The organism is Streptomyces sp. NBC_00273, from assembly GCF_036178145.1.
In the GTDB taxonomy this organism is placed as follows: Bacteria; Actinomycetota; Actinomycetes; order Streptomycetales; family Streptomycetaceae; genus Streptomyces.
Genome location: NZ_CP108067.1, coordinates 9,776,736 through 9,794,099 on the forward strand (window position 1 = coordinate 9,776,736; position 17,364 = coordinate 9,794,099).

Below are 17,364 nucleotides of genomic sequence, written 5' to 3' on the forward strand. Positions count from 1 at the left end.
CCCCTGGCTCCTACGTGGATGGACGACAGGTCGGTGAAGGGGTCAGCAGCACAGCGGCTGCCGCGTCGTGGTGAGGGCCTCCAGCTGTGGCGAGCACGTTCCCGGTGGTGGAGTCGTCGCTCTCCAGATGGGCAGCCGCGGTAGCGCACTGCAGGACGCCCAGCGCTCCGGACAGCGAGCCCAGCTGGGCCTCCAGGTCGATCCGGTGAGTGGCTGCGAGCAGCTGGCACGCGGCGGCACCCGCCTCGTCGATGAGCCACAGTCCGACGGACTTCTCCTCCGTTGCACCGGCGGAGGTCAGCGCCGCGGCGAGGTCCCGGGCCCGTGCGTACCCGGCGATCGTGGCGCGCGGCCGCGCGCCACGGGAAGCGGCTACGTCCGCTGACTCGAGGACGATCGCGACCGCCGCGTCGGTGGACTGCTCGCCGAGTATCCTCGTCGCCACCTCGTTGGCCGGTTCGACTCCGACGACGACAGCTACTTCGGCGCGCCCGGCCACGATGAGGTTGCGGGCCCAGGCGAGGGCGTCCAGACCGCTGGTGGTGCCGTTGCAGACGGTGAGGTTGGGGCCGCGCAGCCCATAGCGGATGGCCACCCAGCCGGCGATGACGTTGCTTGAGGTCTGGGGCAGGCCCAAGGGGCTGAGGCCCCTGACGCCTTCCCGGGCGATGGTGTCGGTGGCTTCGCAGATGCTGTCCGCATTGCCGAGGTTGGTGCTGACCACGACGGCGGTCGCATTGGCCACGCCCGTGAGTGTGGCGTCGGCGTCGGTCAGACCCGCGTTGTGGAGGGCGAACTCGGCGGCTCGCAGGGCGAGCCGGGACGCGCGGTCCTTGTGGCGCAGCTCGCGTCCGCTGAGTCCGGTGGCCGGGTCGAAGCCGCCCTCGCCGGGCAGCGGTCCGAGGAGGTCGCCGTAGGTTGCGACACCGGGGAGCGCCAGCCCGATGCCCGTGACGACGACCTCCCGGGCGCTCGGGTTACTCATCCGTGCGGTGCTCGTCGTACTCATCGGGCTGCCTCCACGATCGCGACGGCGTTGATCCCTCCGAAGCCGAAGGCGTTGACCTGAGCGATGGTCAGGTCGCCGGTTGCGGGGGAGGCCTGCACGAGGCGCAGTCCCGTGGCCTCGGGGATCGGGTCGGTGAGTCCCAGGACCGGGGGTACCGTCCCTTCCTTCATGGCGAGCACCGCCATCAGGAGGCTGAGGAGTCCCGAACCGCCCAGGGTGTGGCCGGTCATCGCCTTGATGGCGGTCATCCGCGGACCGGTTCCGGCGCCCTGGAGGATACGGCTCAGGACGCTCGACTCCGTCGCGTCGTTGAGGGGGGTGCCACTGCCGTGCAGCATCACCAGGTCGATGTCTTCCGCTCCTACCCCGGCCCTGCGATAGGCGTCCTGGACCGCGCGGGTGATGCCGACGGGGTCGGGCGCGGTGGCGTGGTGGGCGTCGCAGGTCATGGACACACCGCGCACCCGGGCGTGGACGAGCCCTCTCCCGGTGCCGGCGCGCTGGACGGCGACGGCTGCCGCGCTCTCACCCATCCGGCGTTCCCGCGCGCGCGGCCGGCCACCACGAGCTCCCGAATCGCACCGTTGATATTCGTGATCGGTACACAGAGCCAACGCGACAGGGGCGGGGGTGTGCTCGACCTCTACGGGAGTCTCACCCGAGACGACCGCCACGGGGCGTTCCTCGGAGAGCGGGACGGAATCTGGAAAGGGGCCCGCGCGGGTGTCCGAATGGGACACCCTGAGATGCCTGCTCCGCGCCGCACCTGAGAAGAACACCGCATGATCGGGGTCCCTGGAGCGCCTGTCCCGCACAGCCTCCCGGAATGGGTGCCCTTCTACCGCGTATCCTCAACGTGACCGCAGCTGTCCAGACCGGCAGCGGCGATGCCGTCGCCGACCACATTCAAGCGGATCGGCGGAAGCAGGCACGGTTCTGCGGTGAATCCCCTCCCCCGGTGGAGTGAGACGCCCGATGGCAGCTCGATCGGTGCCCTGCTGAGCCGGTATCACCAGGTTCATGATCACCAACTTCCGCTGGGGCCTCATGGCCGCCGCCCTCGCCTTCGCCGTCCTCTCACCCGCCTCCCCCGCCCAGGCCGACGAGGTCACCCTCGTGGACGGGATCACCACCCTGCCGGTCGCGGAGGAGATCCGCGACGGCTACAAGCGGGAGCTGTACCCGCACTGGAACGTAGAGCGGTGACGCCGGAGCGCCGTACCGTGCGCAGGGGCCGGTCTGGCTGGGAGCCCAGGTGGCGACCTGCGGGCGGGGCTTGGTGGTGGTCTGCTCGCTCATGCTGCACCCTCCCGTTCTGCCGATACGGGGGTGTGGGTGGCACGCCGCAGCTCGACGCTGCCGGTCCGCCAGGCGGCGGGGGTCGCCCAGTGAGGGTGGGTGCACAGGGTTCCGGAGAGGGTGATCAGCCGGCGCCGCAGCACGGTCGTACCGGCCTCGGCGGGGGCCTGCGCGAGTTCGGCGTAGGTCTGCTGCCACGCCCGTTGGAGCGTGATCAGGTCCTCGGGGAACCGGAACGGTGGTCTCACACCACCAGTGAAACACGTGTTCGATTTTCTCGGCGAGTGCCCACACCCGTCATCAGCCCTGTTCCTGAGACTGAGCGGCCGAGTTGGCCCCTTAGGCGGTGTCTTCAAAGGGGTCTGAGCCAGAGGAACAGGGACGCGATGGTGACGGCTGCCTGGTAGGACTCGCGGGTTTTGTCATAGCGAGTGGCGATCGCGCGGTACTGCTTGAGGCGGTTGAAGCAGCGTTCGACGACGTTGCGTTTCTTGTAGAGCTGTTTGTCGAAGGCAGGTGGTCTGCCTCCGTCGCGGCCGCGGCGGGATCGGTTGGCCCGCTGGTCCCGGCGTTCGGGGATGGTGTGGCCGATCCCGCGTTTACGTAGGTAGGCGCGTATCTTGCGGGAGCTGTAGCCCTTGTCGCCCAGGACGTGGTCCGGGCGGGTTCGGGGTCGCCCGGGCCCGGCCCGGCGGACCTTGATGGTGTCCATGACCTCTTCGAAGCGGGTGCAGTCGGCGGCGTTGCCGCCGGTGAGGACGAAGCCGAGCGGCCGGCCGCGGCCGTCGCAGGCCAGGTGGATTTTCGTGGTCAGTCCGCCTCGGGATCGTCCGAGGGCGTGATCACATATTTCGTCCCCCTGCCCTGCCCCTTTTGCGGGCGCCCGCAGCATGCTGATGGGCCCGCGTGACCGTGGAGTCGACCGACACCAGCCAATCGATGTCACCGGTCGCGTCCTTCTCCGCCTGGACCGCGGCCAGCATCCGCGTGAACGTCCCGTCCAGCGCCCACCTGCGAAAACGGGTGTACAGAGTCCTCCAGGGCCCGTACCGTGCCGGCACATCACGCCACGCCGACCCCGTCCGCAGCTTCCACACGATCCCGTTCAGGACCCGCCGGTCGTCCAACCGCGGCCGCCCCGAGGACGACCGCGGCAACAGCCCGGACAGCGCTTCCCACTCCACATCCGTCAGCTCATGACGACGCACCATGCCGACATGATCCCCCATCAGAACCATTTGAAGACACGGCCTAGTGCTTGAGTTGGCCCCGCTGAGCGTTGTTGTTGGCACGCAGGGTAGCGGTTGGCGCGCTGACCTGCTGTCCAGCTGGCCAGTGCACCCGCTGACGTAGCACGCCCCCGGATCCGGTAGCTTGAACGCGTTCAAGTCGTCGGGTCCGGGGGTTGGTCATGCAGGCCGCTGCACGAGCGAGTATTCATCCATGGCAGTTCGGCCTCGTGCTGTGCGCCGTGATCACCCCCCTACCGGTGCTGATCGTGTGGTTCGCGGATTCCGGCATCACGGCGCTCGCTTTCGCGACCGCCGCGGTGGTCTCCGTGCCGTTGTTCCTGTACGCCCGGCCGTCCGGCTTCGTCTACGTCGCGGGCACCATCGCGGCGCTGCTGGTGCTGTGGTCGTTCATCGGCGCCATGGCCGGGATGTTCCTGTTCTTCCCCTCGGCGCTGCAGCTCCTGCTGGCCACCGGGGCGGACCCGCGCGAACGCCCGACCGCCGCCAAGGTGATGGCCGGCGCCGGACTCCTGCTGTCGGCGGCGGTCGTGGTGCAGTCGTTGAGGCGCTGAGCGCTCCCAGGGGGTGTCCGGCTAGCGGGTGCGCGGCTGGTTGAAGCGGAGCCGCGGGGTGGGTGGAGTCCCGTCGCGGCTGGATGCTTATCGACTTCCCGGTCGACGGCGGACTCTCCTTCCTCTCGGCCGTAGCAAATGCCGGACCGCGGGATGCCTTCTACGTGCGGATGACGCACTGGGCCGCCCCCGACGCGATCAAGCCGATGGATGCGGCAATGTTTCAGGGTGACCAGCCGTCGGACTTCGCCCTGCGCCCCCTGCAGGTCAGCTTCCCTGCCTACGATCTGCCGGAACTGACCTGGCGCCTCCGCGAACACATCGCAGGCCGTACGGTGCCGCCTGCCCCCGCTGACTGGAGCACGGTGGGTCGCTAGCTTCCGACCGGATCGCTCTGGATGCGGGCTCCAGCTGAACGCTCTGATTGGCCAGACGGGCCAAGAGGTCCTAACAGAAGTTGTTGATCATGTGACTTTCGGTTCGGGTGGTCGTTGGTCTGGTCGGGAAACGCCAGTCACGGCCGTGGATCGTGTCGGATGAATTGTGGTCGCTCGTCGAGCCGTTGCTTCCGGATCCGGCGCCGAAGCGGGTGGAGGGCCGTCCGCGGGTGCCGGACCGGCAGGCACTCTGCGGGATCCTGTTCGTGCTGCATACCGGGATCCAGTGGGAGTACCTGCCGCAGTAGCTGGGGTTCGGTTCCGGGATGACCTGCTGGCGGCGTCTGGCCGCGTGGAACGAGGCAGGTGTGTGGGACCAACTGCACCTGGTGCTGTTGAAGAAGCTGCGGGTCGCAAGGAAGCTGGACTGGTCGCGGGCGGTGATCGACTCCTCCCATGTCAGGGCCGCTCGGCGGGGCCCAAAAGCGGTCCCAGCCCGGTCGACCGCGCTCGGCCGGGTAGCAAGCACCACCTGATCGTTGACGGGCAGGGCATCCCGCTGGCTGTCTCGCTGACGGGCGGGAACCGCAACGACGTCACTCAGCTGATGCCGCTGCTGAACAAGATCCCGTCGGTCGCCGGCCTCGTCGGCCGGCCTCGCAGACGCCCGGACAGTGTTCTGGCCGACCGTGGCTACGACCACGACAAGTACCGCCGCCTGGTCTGGGCGCTCGGCGTCAAACCCGTGATCGCCCGCCGCGGAGTCCCACACGGCTCCGGCCTCGGCGTCTACCGGTGGGTCGTGGAACGGACCATCGCCTGGCTTCACGGCTTCCGCCGGCTACGGATCCGATGGGAACGACGCGACGACATCCACGAGGCCTTCCTCGGCCTCGCCACCTGCCTCATCACCCACCGCCACGTCCAACGCCTTTGTTAGGACCTCCAAGTCGTGAGTTCTGACCGCTGTTCCGTGATGCCTACGTCATCCGCGGGATGGTGCCAGCCGCCGGGCGTTGCCAGCTCCCGCTGTTCCGCGGTGTCAGAGCGTGTTGAGATGCTGGCGTCACCGAGTCCGGATGGTGGGAGTAGTGCATGGGAACGTGGGGGACCGGTCCGTTCGACAGCGATATGGCCGCAGATTTCGTCGACGGGCTTGCGGGGATGTCGACTGAGCAGGTCATCGAGGCGATGACGAGGACCGTCCAGAGGGTGGTGGCCTCCGGCTCGCGCGTGGACGGCGGCGATGGGGCCGAAGCCATTGCCGCTGCTGCCCTCGTTGCGTGCCAGATTCCGGGCAGCCAGGTAGTGATCGATCCTGATGACGGTCCTGCTGAGCCGTTGCCCGTCTTGCCGATCTCGCTCCGGCCTGAGGCCGGAAGGGCACTTCGTCGTGTTCTGGAGGACGGCTCAGAGATGGCCGAGGGCTGGGTCGATGGCACTGATGCGGAGGAGTGGCGAGCGATGGTCCAGACGATCACTCGCGCACTGGACGTAGCCCCCTGACGACCGGCGCTCGAAGGGCTGAACTGCAGGATCGTTCCTCCAGGGGATGACGTCGTCATGGAGACGGAATCACTTCGAGACGTCCTTTTCCCAGGTCTGAACGTCGTAGTGCGCCAGGTCACGATCGTGGGTGACAGCCTGATGGTCGACGCGGCATGCTGCGGACCGCCAGGGCCATGTCCCCTGTGTCAACATCCCGCGGCACGCGTTCACAGCCGCTACTGGCGTCACATTGCCGGGCTGCCCGCCAGCGGCCGCCAGATGATCGTCCGCCTCCGCGTGCGTCGGTTCTTCTGTGACCAAAGCCGGTGCCGGCGCCGGACATACGTGGAACAGGTGGCCGGCCTGACCGAGCCGAGACGGCGTACTTCGACGGCGGCCCGGTCGGCGATGAGATCGGTCGCTGTGGAGTTCGGTGGCTGCCCTGGCCAACGTTTGTGCGAGAAGCTACGGATCCACGGCCGACGGACAGCGCTCTTGGGGCAATTGACCGCTCGGCCCGTGCCGACCCGCGCCCCGCGGATACTTGGAATCGACGAGTTCGCGTTCCGCAAAGGCCGGACCTACGGAACCGTCCTCGTCGACGTCGAGTCCTCCAGGCCGGTGGATGTGCTGCCGGACCGAGAGACCAGCACGGTCGCCACATGGCTCCAGGAGCACCCCGGCGCCGAGATCATCTGCCGGGACCGCCTGATGGCATTCACCAAGGCCATCAGACAGGCCGCCCCCGACACGCTGGAGGTGGCAGATCGCTGGCACCTCCTCCAGAACCTCTCCACGGCGGTGGAGAAGACCTGCCGCCGACGTTGCCCAGCTCGACGCCGTTCGGAGTGCCTGCCCCGAGATCGCCCAGGCCTGCGACCTCGCGCGGGAGTTCACCGACATGCTCCGCCAACGCCGCGGCCACCTGCTGCGGGACTGGATTCAGAAGGCCGAGCTGGGCGGCCCGGACGCCATCGGCATCTTCGCCGACTCCACCCGCCAATACCTGCACGCCTTTACCGCCGGCCTCACCCTGCCCTACAGCTCCGGCATCGTCGAAGGCCACGTCAACAGGATCAAGACGATCAAGCGGCAGATGTACGGCAGAGCATCATTCGCCCTACTCAGAGCCCGCATCCTCCTGCAGGCGTAGCCATCACGGAGGAACGGTCAGAACCGGACAGTTGGCCACTGAGCGTTGCAGTTGACGGAGCTGCGCAACGCTGGCCAAGCCGGAGGCTCGACGGGTAACGCCCGAATCCGGGATATGGAGGTGCTGGCTCCTGGCCTGGTTCAGGGGCATTTCAAAGTCCCGGTGATCGCGTGAGTCCGCAGGTCGCGGCGGCGCGAGGAGTGCGGGCCGGGCCGTCACGAACGCATCAAAGCTCCGGTTGAACGGGGTGGCCTTCCCATCTGGACGAGGCGTTCCTCGTCCAGATCGTGCAGCGCTGCCCTGACTGATCTCACGCCTCCTAGGCGCCCGGGCCGGGCCGCAGGTCTTCCCCGAAACGTGATCCCCGCCACATCCGCCCGCGCGACAAACGGAACAGCGGTTCTGTATGTTGAGAGCTAACAAGCAGAACAGAGATTCTTTTTGTAGGAGGTGCGGTGCCGCGACTCACCGACGCACGCAAGGAACTCCGGCGCGCCCAGATCACCGAGGCCGCCGTACGCTGCTTCAGCCGCAACGGCCTGGAGCGGACCTCGATCGCCGACATCACGGCCGAGTCCGGCCTGTCGACAGGCTCGATCTACGCCCACTACCGCAACAAGGCCGACTTGGTTCAGGCCTCCGCCCACGCGGTGCTCGCCAAACGCGCGGAGGCCCTCGGCGAGTACGCCGGGAGCGACACCCCGCCCGACCCCGACGAACTGCTCACTCGCCTGATCGCCGGCATCGACCCGGTCGAAGCCCGGGTCGGCGTGCAGACCTGGAGCGAGGCGACCAACAACCCGGCCATCCACGACATCGTCGTCGACACGATCGACCGGATGCGCGCGATGGTGCACGACAGCGTCACCGCCTGGCTGGTCAAGGTCGAACACCTCGAGCCGACCGCGGCCCAGGAGCGCGCCACCCCGATTGCCCATCAGGTGCAGAGCCTCTACCTGGCCCAACTGCTGTACACCGCCCTGCAGTCACCGGCCGAGGAGACCGCGCCATGACCACCCTGACCGCTCCGTTCGCAGGCCGCACCGTTTTCCGGGTCGGCTACGGCGCCCTGCAACTCGAACGCCTGCACCACAGCCGCAGTGAGGCCGCCGCCCTGCTGCGCCGCGCGGTCGAGCTGGGCGTCGACCACGTGGACACCGCCCAGTTCTACGGCTTCGGGTTCGCGAACCAGGTCATCCGCGAGGCGCTGCGCCCCGAGGACGGCGTCCTGGTCGTCACGAAGGTAGGGGCCGACCCCGACCTGGGCGGGCCTCTGCCACTGCGTCTCGCGCAGCGCCCCGAACAGCTTCGCGCCAGCGTCGAGGACAACCTGCGCAGCCTCGGCGTCGACCGGCTCCCTGTGGTCAACCTCCGCCGGCTCGACTCCGGCCCTGGCCTGCGCCCCGACGGCGACCAGGTGGTCGACCTCGACGACCAGCTCGAAGTGATGACCGCCCTGCGCGACGAGGGCAAGATCGGCGCGATCGGCCTTAGCTGCGTCACCCTCGACGGTCTTCGCCGCGCCCTGCCGGCGGGCATCGCCTGCGTGCAGAACGCGTACAGCCTCGTCTCCCGCGACGACGAGGACCTGCTGCGGCTGTGCGCGGCCGAGGGCATTGCCTGGGTGCCGTTCTTCCCACTCGGCGGGTCCTTCCCGGGCCTGCCCAAGGCGACCGACGAGCCGGCGGTGCACGCCGTGGCCGAATCCCTGGGCGTCACACCCTCCCAGGTCGGCCTCGCCTGGCTACTGCACCGCGCCCCCAACGTGCTGCTCATCCCCGGCACCGCCAACCCCGCTCACCTCGAGGCCAACACGGCCGCCGGCGGGATCACTCTCGACGCCGCCACCCTGGCCACCCTCGACGCCATTGAGTCCCGCTCCGCCGAAGTCCCCATCGGCTGACCCGCCCCCCGACCAGGACGGAATCATGAAAGCCATCGTCTACCGCGACAACGGCGGCCCCGACGTTCTTCGGCTCGTCGACCGCGACCTGCCCGTGCCCGGCTCCGGCGAGGTCCGCGTCCGGGTCGCTGTGTCCGGGATCAACCCGACCGACTGGCAGGCCCGCTCCGGCCCCGCCCATACGAAGCAGTTCTCCGAGGTCACCCCGCACCTGGACGGCGCCGGCGTGATCGACGCCGTCGGTGAGGGAGTCGACCGGAGCCGGGTCGGCCAGCGGGTCTGGCTGTTCATGGCTGCCGCCGGGCGGCCCACCGGCACCGCCGCCGAGTTCACCGTCGTACCGGCCGAGCGGGCCGTGCCGCTGCCCGACGAGGCCGGCTTCGATGTCGGCGCCGCACTCGGCGTCCCTGCGCTGACCGCGCACCGCGCGCTCACCGTCGCCGAGGACGGCCCGCGCCGCCTGCGGCCGGGGGCGCTGGACGGCACGGTCGTGCTCGCTGCCGGCGGGGCCGGGGCGGTCGGGCACGCCGTGATCCAGCTCGCCCGCTGGGCCGGCGCGACCGTGATCAGCACGGTCAGCGGACCGGAGAAGGCCCGACTGGCCACCGCCGCCGGCGCCCACCACGTGGTCAACTATCGAGAGGGGGATCCGGCCGCCGAGATCCGCAGGATCGCCCCGGACGGCGTCGACATCGTCGCCGAAGTGGCGCTCGGCGCGAACATCGCACTGGACCTGGCCGTGCTGCGGGCGCGCGGCACGATCGCGACCTACGCCAACGACGGCGGCAAGCCGGTCGAGCTGGACGTGCGGCACAACATGGTGCTCAACACGCGCCTCCAGTTCCTGGTGCTCTACACGGCCGGTCCGCAGGCGCGCGCCTCGGCCGCCGAGGACATCGCCTCCGCGGTCCGCGACGGCGCCCTGCCGGTCGGCGAGGAACACGGCCTGCCACTGACCCGCTTTCCGCTCCACCGCACCGCCGACGCGCACCGCGCGGTGGAGAGCGGCACAGTCGGCAAGGTCCTGGTGGACATCACGTCCTGACGCCACAGTGCGCCCCACCTCGCCGTGACGGCAGATCCCGCCCCGGACCGGCGCTGTCAGCCAGCGGCGGCCTCGGCAGCGTGAAGTGCGTCCAGGAGCGTAGTCTGTTGCTCGGTCAGCTTCCCTTCGGTGCGGGCCTTCGCCTGCTTGCGCAGCCACGCGCCGGGCCGGAAGGACGGGCCGTCGCCCAGGCCGGTGCGGTTGACCGGGCCAGTGACGGTGCCGCCGGCGGCGGCGAGGTCACGGTCCCGAGCACATGTCGAGCCTGCGCAACCTGGCGATCAACGCGCTCCGCGGCGCGGGACACCGCAACATCGCGGCCGGCATCCGGCACGCCTCCTACAAGCCCTTCACTCGCCCGCTCGACCTGTTGGGCATCGCCTGACCAGCGCGAACACAAGACCACAGGACTTTGCAACGCCCCTGTGGCCTGGTCAGGCAGGATCTCTCCATGTCGACAGATGTCAGCGGAATGATCGAGTGCCGGCCGGGGGCCCGTCTGTGGGGCCCTGACGACGAGGACTCCGTATGGGAGGTCGGCATCGATCTCTTCCTCCTCAACAGGGGCAACGCCTACCAAGGCCTGGCCTGCCTTTTCGGAATCCGGAACTACTTCGGCTTCCGCCCCCCTCGCGGAAGATCGTGGCTTTCCGGATGACGCTTCGGAGGGGCTGCGAGGTGAGTTCGCCGGCTACGGCGGCCCCCACGATGTGCACGGGACCACCTGGCTGACCTGGGCCGAGCTGGAGACCACGAACTGGGAGGAGACCAACGCCTCAGGCACACGAACCCGCGCCTCAGCCGCGGGGATCGACACGGACTGGGGCCGAGTCTGGAAAGTCATGCGCATCCTCAGCGAAATCCACGGAGCGGAGAACGTGCGCCTCGTCGTCTGGTTCCACTGACTCGCGGCTGAGTAACCTAGTCGGCCTGTTTAGCGTGGGCGGGCAAGGTAGTGCTGAGCAGGGCTGACTATGTGGTTTCCGGTGTTCTCGCCGTTGGTTCACCCCGGTCCCGGTGTGCTGGTGGCGTGAGCTCCTTGGTCGACGCCGTACGCGAGGTCGGGCCGGTGTGGTCGCATACCTGCTCCTTTGATGAGTTGTTCCTTCCGTACACCGTGCCGGACGAGGCTGTGGGTCGGCTCGGCGGTGACCCGGACTCGCTGCGTACGTGGACGGCGGTGTGGAAGGCAGGCAAGGCCGACGTCGTCGTACCGGTACGCGATCTCGCAAACGCGCCGGCGTCGGCGTCTGTGCCGGTACGCCGGTTCTCGTGGCGGACCGGCCAGAGACACCGGCCGGGCCTGGAATTCCTGGTGTCCACTGGCCGGCAGCACGGGTTCGAGAGCCTGGCGGAGCGGCGCCTGCTCCTGGCCCTGGACTTCGCCGGCGGGGTGGCCGAGGTGCTGTCGCAGCCGTTCCGTCTCCGGTTCGCCCAGGTCGACGGCACGGACTCGCATACCCCGGACTTCCTGGCGCTGACGCCGGGGGCGGCCTGGCTCCTCGATGTCCGGCCGGCCGGGCGGGTCGAGAAGGAGGACGAGGTGCGGTTCGCGGCGGCGGCCCGGGCGGCGGCCGCGGCCGCTCAACGGTGCGCACGCCGTGACTGGCGGGGCCTGGTCGGCGTACGCCCTACATCTCCCAGTCCGCCGTGTAGAACGTGGCCTCGCTGACCGAGGTGTCCCCGACCCTCGTCGCACCCAGCGCCAGCTGCAGCCCGTCCCAGACCGCCGCTCCGCTGAGGCAGAAGCGCAGACCCAGGTCATGGTCCTCGACATGCTGCATCACGGCCGCGTTGAGGGCGGAAGGTGCCACGCCGACGAGCGGGATGCCGACGTGGAGGACCTGCGGTCCGGTGCGGCCGTACGAGGTCACGGCGCCCAGGCGCGGAACGCCGTCCGGATGCATCCAGTAGTGCGCGCTCACCCCGGTCTTCTCGAACCGGTCCTCGTTGAGATGCCACTGTCCGTCCTCGCCCCACCAGTAGAAGGGAAAGTGGCCGATCCGGCCTGCCGGCACCTCGCCGTCCAGGGTGGCCGCCACCCTGGACGGGCTCATCCCGAACCGGAGCGGCCCGACCCGCTCCAGCGGCACCCACTCCCAGCGTGGGCGCTCGTGGTCGGGCGCCACCGGCCAGGCTCCCGGGTTCCTCCCCCGCTCACGGACGTCACACCAGTGCAGTACCGGCGCCGTCGCGTAGGGGTCGTGGGCCAGCTCGGGCCCGACGAGCAGCGCGGAGGTGACCACCGTGTCCTTCTGCTCCAGCCAGCCCCCGGCGGACAGTCCCCGTTCCCGCCCGGTGCCCATGGACACTCCCCAAGCCGCTACCTCCGGGTCCCCGCTCCAGTTCACCCGCACCGCGGCCCCCTCCGAGCGGGCGAACTCGTGGATCTCAGCACGGACCTCGGAGGGAACCCGGCCGATCAGCTCGACCTCCCCGACCCTGACCCGAGGGCCTTCCACGGCACCGACCACCACGCCGACCAGGATCATCCCCCGGTCGTAGATGCAGGTCAGGCCCGTCTCCCGGTAGTCCTGCCACCACATTCCGTCCGCTGAGACCTGGCCGTTGCCGGCGAGCGGCCCGCCCAGGGCGGCCTTCACCTCGTCGGAGTCCATCCCGAACTGCAGCGGCCCCACCCCCACCAGGGGCTCCAGGATCCAACGCGGCCGGTCCTCCGTTTTCCTCTCCCACCAACCCACTTCAGGCCCCTCCCTACGCGGGCACACCACCCGCCGATCATGAACCGAGACTAAGAGGTCCTAACAAAGGCGTTGGACGTGGCGGTGGGTGATGAGGCAGGTGGCGAGGCCGAGGAAGGCCTCGTGGATGTCGTCGCGTCGTTCCCATCGGATCCGTAGCCGGCGGAAGCCGTGAAGCCAGGCGATGGTCCGTTCCACGACCCACCGGTAGACGCCGAGGCCGGAGCCGTGTGGGACTCCGCGGCGGGCGATCACGGGTTTGACGCCGAGCGCCCAGACCAGGCGGCGGTACTTGTCGTGGTCGTAGCCACGGTCGGCCAGAACACTGTCCGGGCGTCTGCGAGGCCGGCCGACGAGGCCGGCGACCGACGGGATCTTGTTCAGCAGCGGCATCAGCTGAGTGACGTCGTTGCGGTTCCCGCCCGTCAGCGAGACAGCCAGCGGGATGCCCTGCCCGTCAACGATCAGGTGGTGCTTGCTACCCGGCCGAGCGCGGTCGACCGGGCTGGGACCGCTTTTGGGCCCCGCCGAGCGGCCCTGACATGGGAGGAGTCGATCACCGCCCGCGACCAGTCCAGCTTCCTTGCGACCCGCAGCTTCTTCAACAGCACCAGGTGCAGTTGGTCCCACACACCTGCCTCGTTCCACGCGGCCAGACGCCGCCAGCAGGTCATCCCGGAACCGAACCCCAGCTCCTGCGGCAGGTACTCCCACTGGATCCCGGTATGCAGCACGAACAGGATCCCGCAGAGTGCCTGCCGGTCCGGCACCCGCGGACGGCCCTCCACCCGCTTCGGCGCCGGATCCGGAAGCAACGGCTCGACGAGCGACCACAATTCATCCGACACGATCCACGGCCGTGACTGGCGTTTCCCCACGACCAGACCAACGACCACCCGAACCGAAAGTCACATGATCAACAACTTCTGTTAGGACCTCTAAGAGCCCCCTCTGACAGACCCGGTCGCCTGCCTGTGACCGGCATCGATGCCCTGGGCGGCAGCCCACCGCAGCCACACCGTGCCGGCGGCTCCTGTGCATCGAAGTTGTCCGCCTGGGCCACCTAGCGTGCACAGTCACAGCCGCTGTGACTGATTCCCAATGATGGTTGTCAAGCAGCGGGACGTAGGCTGCGGCTCATGGAATCGTTGATCGCTGCCGTCCGTGAGCAGGAAGAAGCTGCCCGTTTTCTCGCTTGGCCGGGTGACTTCGACCTTGACCGAGGCGATCATGTCGAGGAAGTGCACCTTGCCTCGGGTGCCGCGCTTGAGGGGTTCGCCGGCGATGCTGCTGGTGGGACGTTCTTCTTCTGCGGTGAAGGCGGAGAGGAGCGTCCGATCCTGTACGCCGACTCCGAAGGAGGTGCGGCTCTGATTGCCATCGGCCTGCACGAGCTGGTGCGGCTGTTGCTGGTCGTCCCGTGGTGGCAAGGCTGCCAGGCGTTCACGGACGAGGAGAGTCGCGAGCTTGAGGCTGAGTATCTGGAGGACATGCCGGACCTCGCGGCCAGAAGGGATCGTGCTGCCGCAGCCCTTGGCCTCGATCTTCCGGGTCAGGCCGAGGTCCTGGCTCGCTTGAGGGAGGTGGCCACTCGGCTGGGGGAAGACTTCGTTTTGATCTACACGCCGGAGGGACACCCCTACGAGCCGCTCTTTACGGTCTGAGGCTCAGGCCGCGGCGAGGCCCCGCTGGGGAGGCTCAGCCTCGAAGGTGCAGCAGCAGGGTGGGGATGCTGCTGACACCGTGCCGGGCGGGCGTCTCTTGGTTGTCGTCGATGTTGATCTTGGCGACAGTGAGTTTGCCCTGGTGCGTCGCGGCGGCATCGTCCAGAACGGGCGCCATCGCTTTCGACTGCTCTTTCCAATCGGCCCAGAACTCCACCAGTACGGGCCCCTCAGCCTTCAGGACCTCGGCCTCGAAGGTCGCGTCCGTTACGTCCCTGATGAGATCTGACGACATGGTGGGGCCCTTCGCTGGGAGCTCTGCCTACCAGACCGCGGCCGGCAGGGCGCGCAGTCGCAAGGAGGACGGACAACAGCTCCGATCCTCTCCGAGTCGGCACCAGCGCAAACCACACCCTGCTCGCATGTCCTTGGGCTCCGGCCTGTGGCCTGGACGGGGCCGACCAGCTCGGATCCAGACTCGGAGTAGTCGGGACCGCGGCCTGACCTTCCCCCGCCCCGGTACATGCGCCGACGCTGTGCCGGGGCGGAGCCATGTCCGGGGGGTGACCCCGGCGGGTCAAGGTCGTTGGCAGGGCATGAACAACACCAAGCGCGTACTTGTCGCCGTTGCCCTCGCGGGGGCCATCGTCGGAACGGCCTCTTCGGCTCACGCTGACACGGGCTTCGAGCCTCGGTTCAGCCATGCGCTGTCGGACTCCGTCGTTCCCGAGTTCGGGACGCCTGCCCTTCTTCACGGTGTGGCCGGCATCGCCCCCGTGGCCGCTCCCGACCAGTACTGGGGGTTGGGCTGATAGGCCTGCGCGGTTCCGTCGTACACCCATGTGCCCTCATCGTCCGCGGTGGGGGCATTTTGGACGCCGCCGTCACCCAGCTCCGGGCGGACGGATTCGATGTCCGTGATGAGGACGTCGCGCGCCTCTCCCCGTTCGTCCGCCATTACATCAACATGCTCGGCCGGTACTCCTTCCAGCTCCCGGACCTGCCGGGTGGCCTGCGGTCGCTGCGTGACCCCGATGTCGTCGATGAGGAATAACGGTCGTCAACCCGTCATCTTGGTCGCGGCCGCCTTGGCCGGGGTGTCCGGACCCGGGCAGTTGGCCGACCGGCCCTCTCACTGGTCTCGCTGTTGTGCGCTGGTGACGGCGAGCACGGCTGCGGTGAGCGCCCACACCGCGTAGACGGTCCAGGCTCCGCCGGTCGTCCACGGAAAGTCGGTCTGGGGGGAGCCGACCTCCACGAGCCGCAACCACGCCTGGTAGAGCGTGGCGTGGCCGGCGACTGCCGACCAGTGGCGGCCGTCGGTGAAGATGATGGGCAGTACGAGGATGGCTACCACCGAGGCGATCATGGTGGCCGAGGTGTGCCTGATGACGGAGCCGATGGCCATGCCGACGACCGCGCACACGGGCGCGAGGAGGGCGGACGCCGCTACGACGCGCAGGGCGCCCGGATAGCTGATCGAGATGCCTGCGTCCCGGCCGTCGAGGATCGCCTGCGTCAGCCCGAACGAGGCCCCCGCGACGATCGCGCCGAAGACGGTGGTGACGGCCGTGACGACCACCGTTTTGGCGGCCATCACCGAACGGCGGGCCGGAACGGCCGCGAACGTCGTACGGATGGTGCCCGTGCTGTACTCGCCGAGGATCGCGACGGCGCCGATTGCACCGAGGGCGAGCATCATGACCATGACGGCGTTCGCTGTGAACGCCTCCTGCAGCGGAATTCCGGCCCGGACGAAGTCTGCCCGGTCCGCCGCGCTCCGCTCCGGCCAGTAGTTGTAGGTGTCGTAGGCAATGCCCGCGTTGAACGCGATGACGGCCAGTGCGGTGGCCCCGTACGCGATCCAGGTTGAGCGAAGCGACCGAAGCTTGATCCACTCGGCGGCCACCAGGTCGTTAAAGCGGGCGCGGGGTTCGTCGGCGCCAAGTCCGCCAACGGGAGCGTACGTCGTGGTCACTGGGGGTCTCCTGCGAGGTATTGCACGCTGTCGGCGGTGAGCTCCATGAACGCCTCTTCCAATGAGGCGGACCGGGTGCTGAGGTGATGCAGCAAAATGCGGTGCTCCATGGCGATCTCACCGATCCGGACCGCGGTCACACCGGTCACAGCAAGCAGGTCGCCCGCCGTGTCCACGGCCGCGCCCTCGGCCGTCAGTAGATCTCTCAGGACGGCAGCGGCGGGCGTGCCCACCGTGACGCTCTGCTGGGTGCCGCGAGCGGAGAACTCCGCGAGGCTTTCCGCCGCGATCAGTTCGCCGCGGCCGATGACGATCAGCTGGTCGGCGGTGTGCTCCATCTCGGACATGAGATGGCTGGAGACGAACACCGTGCGGCCCTCGGCGGCGAGCCGCCTGAACAGGTCACGCACCCACTTCACGCCTTCCGGGTCGAGGCCGTTGAGCGGTTCGTCGAAGAGCAGGACCGGTGGATCGCCGAGCAGGGCGGAAGCGATGCCGAGCCGCTGCTTCATGCCGAGCGAGAATCCGCCGATGCGGCGCCGGGCGACCTCGGCGAGGCCGACCTCCCGCAGCACCTCCTCCACCCGGCGCTGCGGGATGCGGTTGCTGCGGGCCAGGGCGGACAGCTGCGCCGCCGCGCTGCGCCCGCCGTGCACATCGTGCGCGTCGAGAAGGGAGCCGACATGACGCAGGCCGCGAGGGCGGTCGCGAAAGGAACGGCCGTCGACGGTGACGGTGCCTCTGGTGGGCTCATGCAAGCCGAGGATCATCCGCAGCGTGGTGCTCTTGCCGGCGCCGTTCGGACCGAGAAACCCGGTCACCTGGCCGGGTCGCACGGTGAAGGTCAGATCTTTGACGGCCGTCGTGCCGCCGTATCGCTTCGTGAGCTCGTTGACTTCGATCACGGGGACAACGGTGCCGGTGGGCGACCCCGCCCGTAAT

At 68.9% G+C, this 17,364-nt stretch carries 21 protein-coding genes and 4 pseudogenes; 16 read left to right on the plus strand and 9 right to left on the minus strand.

All coding sequences use genetic code 11. The annotated features are described in order from the left end of the window. Positions 1 to 10: 10 nt before the first annotated feature. Positions 11 to 1,009: a beta-ketoacyl synthase N-terminal-like domain-containing protein gene (locus tag OG386_RS44155; protein ID WP_328792914.1), complete on the minus strand. Its 999-nt coding sequence runs from the start codon at positions 1,007 to 1,009 to the stop codon at positions 11 to 13. After that, positions 1,006 to 1,542, minus strand: coding sequence for a hypothetical protein (locus tag OG386_RS44160; RefSeq protein ID WP_328792915.1), 537 nt, complete (start codon positions 1,540 to 1,542; stop codon positions 1,006 to 1,008). Before OG386_RS44160 ends, OG386_RS44155 begins: the two co-directional genes overlap by 4 nt. Before the next feature lie 487 nt (positions 1,543 to 2,029). On the opposite strand from OG386_RS44160, the gene OG386_RS44165 reads away from it, so the two are divergent. After that, the gene (locus tag OG386_RS44165; protein ID WP_328792916.1) at positions 2,030 to 2,215 is read left to right on the plus strand and encodes a hypothetical protein; all 186 of its coding nucleotides are present in this window, start codon (positions 2,030 to 2,032) and stop codon (positions 2,213 to 2,215) included. An 89-nt stretch (positions 2,216 to 2,304) separates the two neighbouring features. Here the strand turns inward: OG386_RS44165 and OG386_RS44170 are convergent, their stop codons facing one another. Together OG386_RS44170 and OG386_RS44175 are read right to left on the minus strand one after the other, a co-directional pair. Continuing rightward, positions 2,305 to 2,556 (minus strand): hypothetical protein, encoded by a 252-nt coding sequence (locus OG386_RS44170; RefSeq protein WP_328792917.1) that lies wholly within the window; start codon positions 2,554 to 2,556, stop codon positions 2,305 to 2,307. A gap of 104 nt (positions 2,557 to 2,660) precedes the next feature. Continuing rightward, a protein-coding gene (locus tag OG386_RS44175; protein WP_443053333.1) for an IS5 family transposase occupies positions 2,661 to 3,519 on the minus strand; the annotation gives its coding sequence in 2 pieces (ribosomal slippage) (positions 2,661 to 3,153 and positions 3,152 to 3,519; 861 coding nt in all). A gap of 260 nt (positions 3,520 to 3,779) precedes the next feature. Here OG386_RS44175 and OG386_RS44180 point away from each other — a divergent pair. The 12 genes and pseudogenes from OG386_RS44180 to OG386_RS44230 all read left to right on the plus strand — a co-directional run bounded on the left by OG386_RS44180 (position 3,780) and on the right by OG386_RS44230 (position 11,750). Beyond that, positions 3,780 to 4,112: a hypothetical protein gene (locus tag OG386_RS44180; RefSeq protein ID WP_266385549.1), complete on the plus strand. Its 333-nt coding sequence runs from the start codon at positions 3,780 to 3,782 to the stop codon at positions 4,110 to 4,112. Positions 4,113 to 4,195: 83 nt separating this feature from the next. After that, positions 4,196 to 4,489, plus strand: coding sequence for a hypothetical protein (locus OG386_RS44185; RefSeq protein WP_328792918.1), 294 nt, complete (start codon positions 4,196 to 4,198; stop codon positions 4,487 to 4,489). Positions 4,490 to 4,638: 149 nt separating this feature from the next. Next, positions 4,639 to 5,429 (plus strand): annotated as a pseudogene (locus tag OG386_RS44190) (IS5 family transposase). Between the two features lie 155 nt (positions 5,430 to 5,584). Next, positions 5,585 to 5,995, plus strand: coding sequence for a DUF4259 domain-containing protein (locus OG386_RS44195; protein ID WP_328792919.1), 411 nt, complete (start codon positions 5,585 to 5,587; stop codon positions 5,993 to 5,995). A gap of 141 nt (positions 5,996 to 6,136) precedes the next feature. Next, positions 6,137 to 6,793, plus strand: a pseudogene (locus OG386_RS44200) (ISL3 family transposase); the annotation flags it as partial. Then, positions 6,744 to 7,130, plus strand: coding sequence for a transposase (locus tag OG386_RS47115; protein ID WP_405790555.1), 387 nt, complete (start codon positions 6,744 to 6,746; stop codon positions 7,128 to 7,130). The pseudogene OG386_RS44200 and the gene OG386_RS47115, both read left to right, overlap by 50 nt. 455 nt (positions 7,131 to 7,585) lie before the next feature. Continuing rightward, entirely contained in the window at positions 7,586 to 8,143 is a 558-nt protein-coding gene (locus tag OG386_RS44205; protein WP_328792920.1) for a TetR/AcrR family transcriptional regulator, read from the plus strand. Continuing rightward, the gene (locus OG386_RS44210) at positions 8,140 to 9,033 is read left to right on the plus strand and encodes an aldo/keto reductase (protein ID WP_328792921.1); all 894 of its coding nucleotides are present in this window, start codon (positions 8,140 to 8,142) and stop codon (positions 9,031 to 9,033) included. Before OG386_RS44205 ends, OG386_RS44210 begins: the two co-directional genes overlap by 4 nt. 25 nt (positions 9,034 to 9,058) lie before the next feature. After that, positions 9,059 to 10,078, plus strand: coding sequence for an NADPH:quinone reductase (locus tag OG386_RS44215; RefSeq protein WP_328792922.1), 1,020 nt, complete (start codon positions 9,059 to 9,061; stop codon positions 10,076 to 10,078). 256 nt (positions 10,079 to 10,334) lie between these two features. After that, a complete protein-coding gene (locus tag OG386_RS44220; protein WP_328792923.1) occupies positions 10,335 to 10,463 on the plus strand; it encodes a hypothetical protein in 129 nt (42 codons plus the stop codon). Between the two features lie 325 nt (positions 10,464 to 10,788). Continuing rightward, a complete protein-coding gene (locus OG386_RS44225; protein WP_328792924.1) occupies positions 10,789 to 10,983 on the plus strand; it encodes a hypothetical protein in 195 nt (64 codons plus the stop codon). Positions 10,984 to 11,108: 125 nt separating this feature from the next. Further along, positions 11,109 to 11,750: a hypothetical protein gene (locus OG386_RS44230; RefSeq protein ID WP_328792925.1), complete on the plus strand. Its 642-nt coding sequence runs from the start codon at positions 11,109 to 11,111 to the stop codon at positions 11,748 to 11,750. Here the strand turns inward: OG386_RS44230 and OG386_RS44235 are convergent. Together OG386_RS44235 and OG386_RS44240 are read right to left on the minus strand one after the other, a co-directional pair. Next, on the minus strand, positions 11,710 to 12,723 hold the full coding sequence (locus OG386_RS44235; RefSeq protein ID WP_328792926.1) for a hypothetical protein: 1,014 nt from the start codon (positions 12,721 to 12,723) through the stop codon (positions 11,710 to 11,712). The genes OG386_RS44230 and OG386_RS44235 overlap by 41 nt on opposite strands. A 117-nt stretch (positions 12,724 to 12,840) precedes the next feature. After that, positions 12,841 to 13,676, minus strand: a pseudogene (locus OG386_RS44240) (IS5 family transposase). A 243-nt stretch (positions 13,677 to 13,919) separates the two neighbouring features. On the opposite strand from OG386_RS44240, the gene OG386_RS44245 reads away from it, so the two are divergent. Further along, the gene (locus OG386_RS44245) at positions 13,920 to 14,444 is read left to right on the plus strand and encodes a hypothetical protein (RefSeq protein WP_328792927.1); all 525 of its coding nucleotides are present in this window, start codon (positions 13,920 to 13,922) and stop codon (positions 14,442 to 14,444) included. A gap of 34 nt (positions 14,445 to 14,478) precedes the next feature. Here the strand turns inward: OG386_RS44245 and OG386_RS44250 are convergent, their stop codons facing one another. Continuing rightward, a complete protein-coding gene (locus tag OG386_RS44250; protein ID WP_328792928.1) occupies positions 14,479 to 14,739 on the minus strand; it encodes a thioredoxin family protein in 261 nt (86 codons plus the stop codon). Positions 14,740 to 15,040: 301 nt separating this feature from the next. On the opposite strand from OG386_RS44250, the gene OG386_RS44255 reads away from it, so the two are divergent. Then, positions 15,041 to 15,256: a hypothetical protein gene (locus OG386_RS44255; RefSeq protein ID WP_328792929.1), complete on the plus strand. Its 216-nt coding sequence runs from the start codon at positions 15,041 to 15,043 to the stop codon at positions 15,254 to 15,256. Continuing rightward, positions 15,256 to 15,498, plus strand: a pseudogene (locus tag OG386_RS44260) (Tn3 family transposase); the annotation flags it as partial. The gene OG386_RS44255 and the pseudogene OG386_RS44260, both read left to right, overlap by 1 nt. Positions 15,499 to 15,576: 78 nt before the next feature. Here OG386_RS44260 and OG386_RS44265 read toward each other — a convergent pair. Together OG386_RS44265 and OG386_RS44270 are read right to left on the minus strand one after the other, a co-directional pair. Next, positions 15,577 to 16,422 carry an ABC transporter permease subunit gene (locus tag OG386_RS44265; protein ID WP_328792931.1) on the minus strand — a complete coding sequence of 282 codons (846 nt, stop codon included), beginning with the start codon at positions 16,420 to 16,422 and terminating at the stop codon, positions 15,577 to 15,579. After that, the gene (locus OG386_RS44270) at positions 16,419 to 17,327 is read right to left on the minus strand and encodes an ABC transporter ATP-binding protein (RefSeq protein ID WP_328792932.1); all 909 of its coding nucleotides are present in this window, start codon (positions 17,325 to 17,327) and stop codon (positions 16,419 to 16,421) included. The genes OG386_RS44265 and OG386_RS44270 overlap by 4 nt, the downstream gene beginning before the upstream one ends. Positions 17,328 to 17,364 lie beyond the last annotated feature (37 nt).

Coding starts and splice junctions, on each gene's coding strand:
- OG386_RS44155 (WP_328792914.1), bottom strand. CDS start 1,009: ATGAGTACGACGAGCACCGCACGGATGAGTAACCCGAGCGCCCGGGAG.
- OG386_RS44160 (WP_328792915.1), bottom strand. CDS start 1,542: ATGGGTGAGAGCGCGGCAGCCGTCGCCGTCCAGCGCGCCGGCACCGGG.
- OG386_RS44165 (WP_328792916.1), top strand. CDS start 2,030: ATGATCACCAACTTCCGCTGGGGCCTCATGGCCGCCGCCCTCGCCTTC.
- OG386_RS44185 (WP_328792918.1), top strand. CDS start 4,196: ATGCTTATCGACTTCCCGGTCGACGGCGGACTCTCCTTCCTCTCGGCC.
- OG386_RS44195 (WP_328792919.1), top strand. CDS start 5,585: ATGGGAACGTGGGGGACCGGTCCGTTCGACAGCGATATGGCCGCAGAT.
- OG386_RS44210 (WP_328792921.1), top strand. CDS start 8,140: ATGACCACCCTGACCGCTCCGTTCGCAGGCCGCACCGTTTTCCGGGTC.
- OG386_RS44215 (WP_328792922.1), top strand. CDS start 9,059: ATGAAAGCCATCGTCTACCGCGACAACGGCGGCCCCGACGTTCTTCGG.
- OG386_RS44220 (WP_328792923.1), top strand. CDS start 10,335: ATGTCGAGCCTGCGCAACCTGGCGATCAACGCGCTCCGCGGCGCGGGA.
- OG386_RS44245 (WP_328792927.1), top strand. CDS start 13,920: ATGGAATCGTTGATCGCTGCCGTCCGTGAGCAGGAAGAAGCTGCCCGT.
- OG386_RS44250 (WP_328792928.1), bottom strand. CDS start 14,739: ATGTCGTCAGATCTCATCAGGGACGTAACGGACGCGACCTTCGAGGCC.
- OG386_RS44255 (WP_328792929.1), top strand. CDS start 15,041: ATGAACAACACCAAGCGCGTACTTGTCGCCGTTGCCCTCGCGGGGGCC.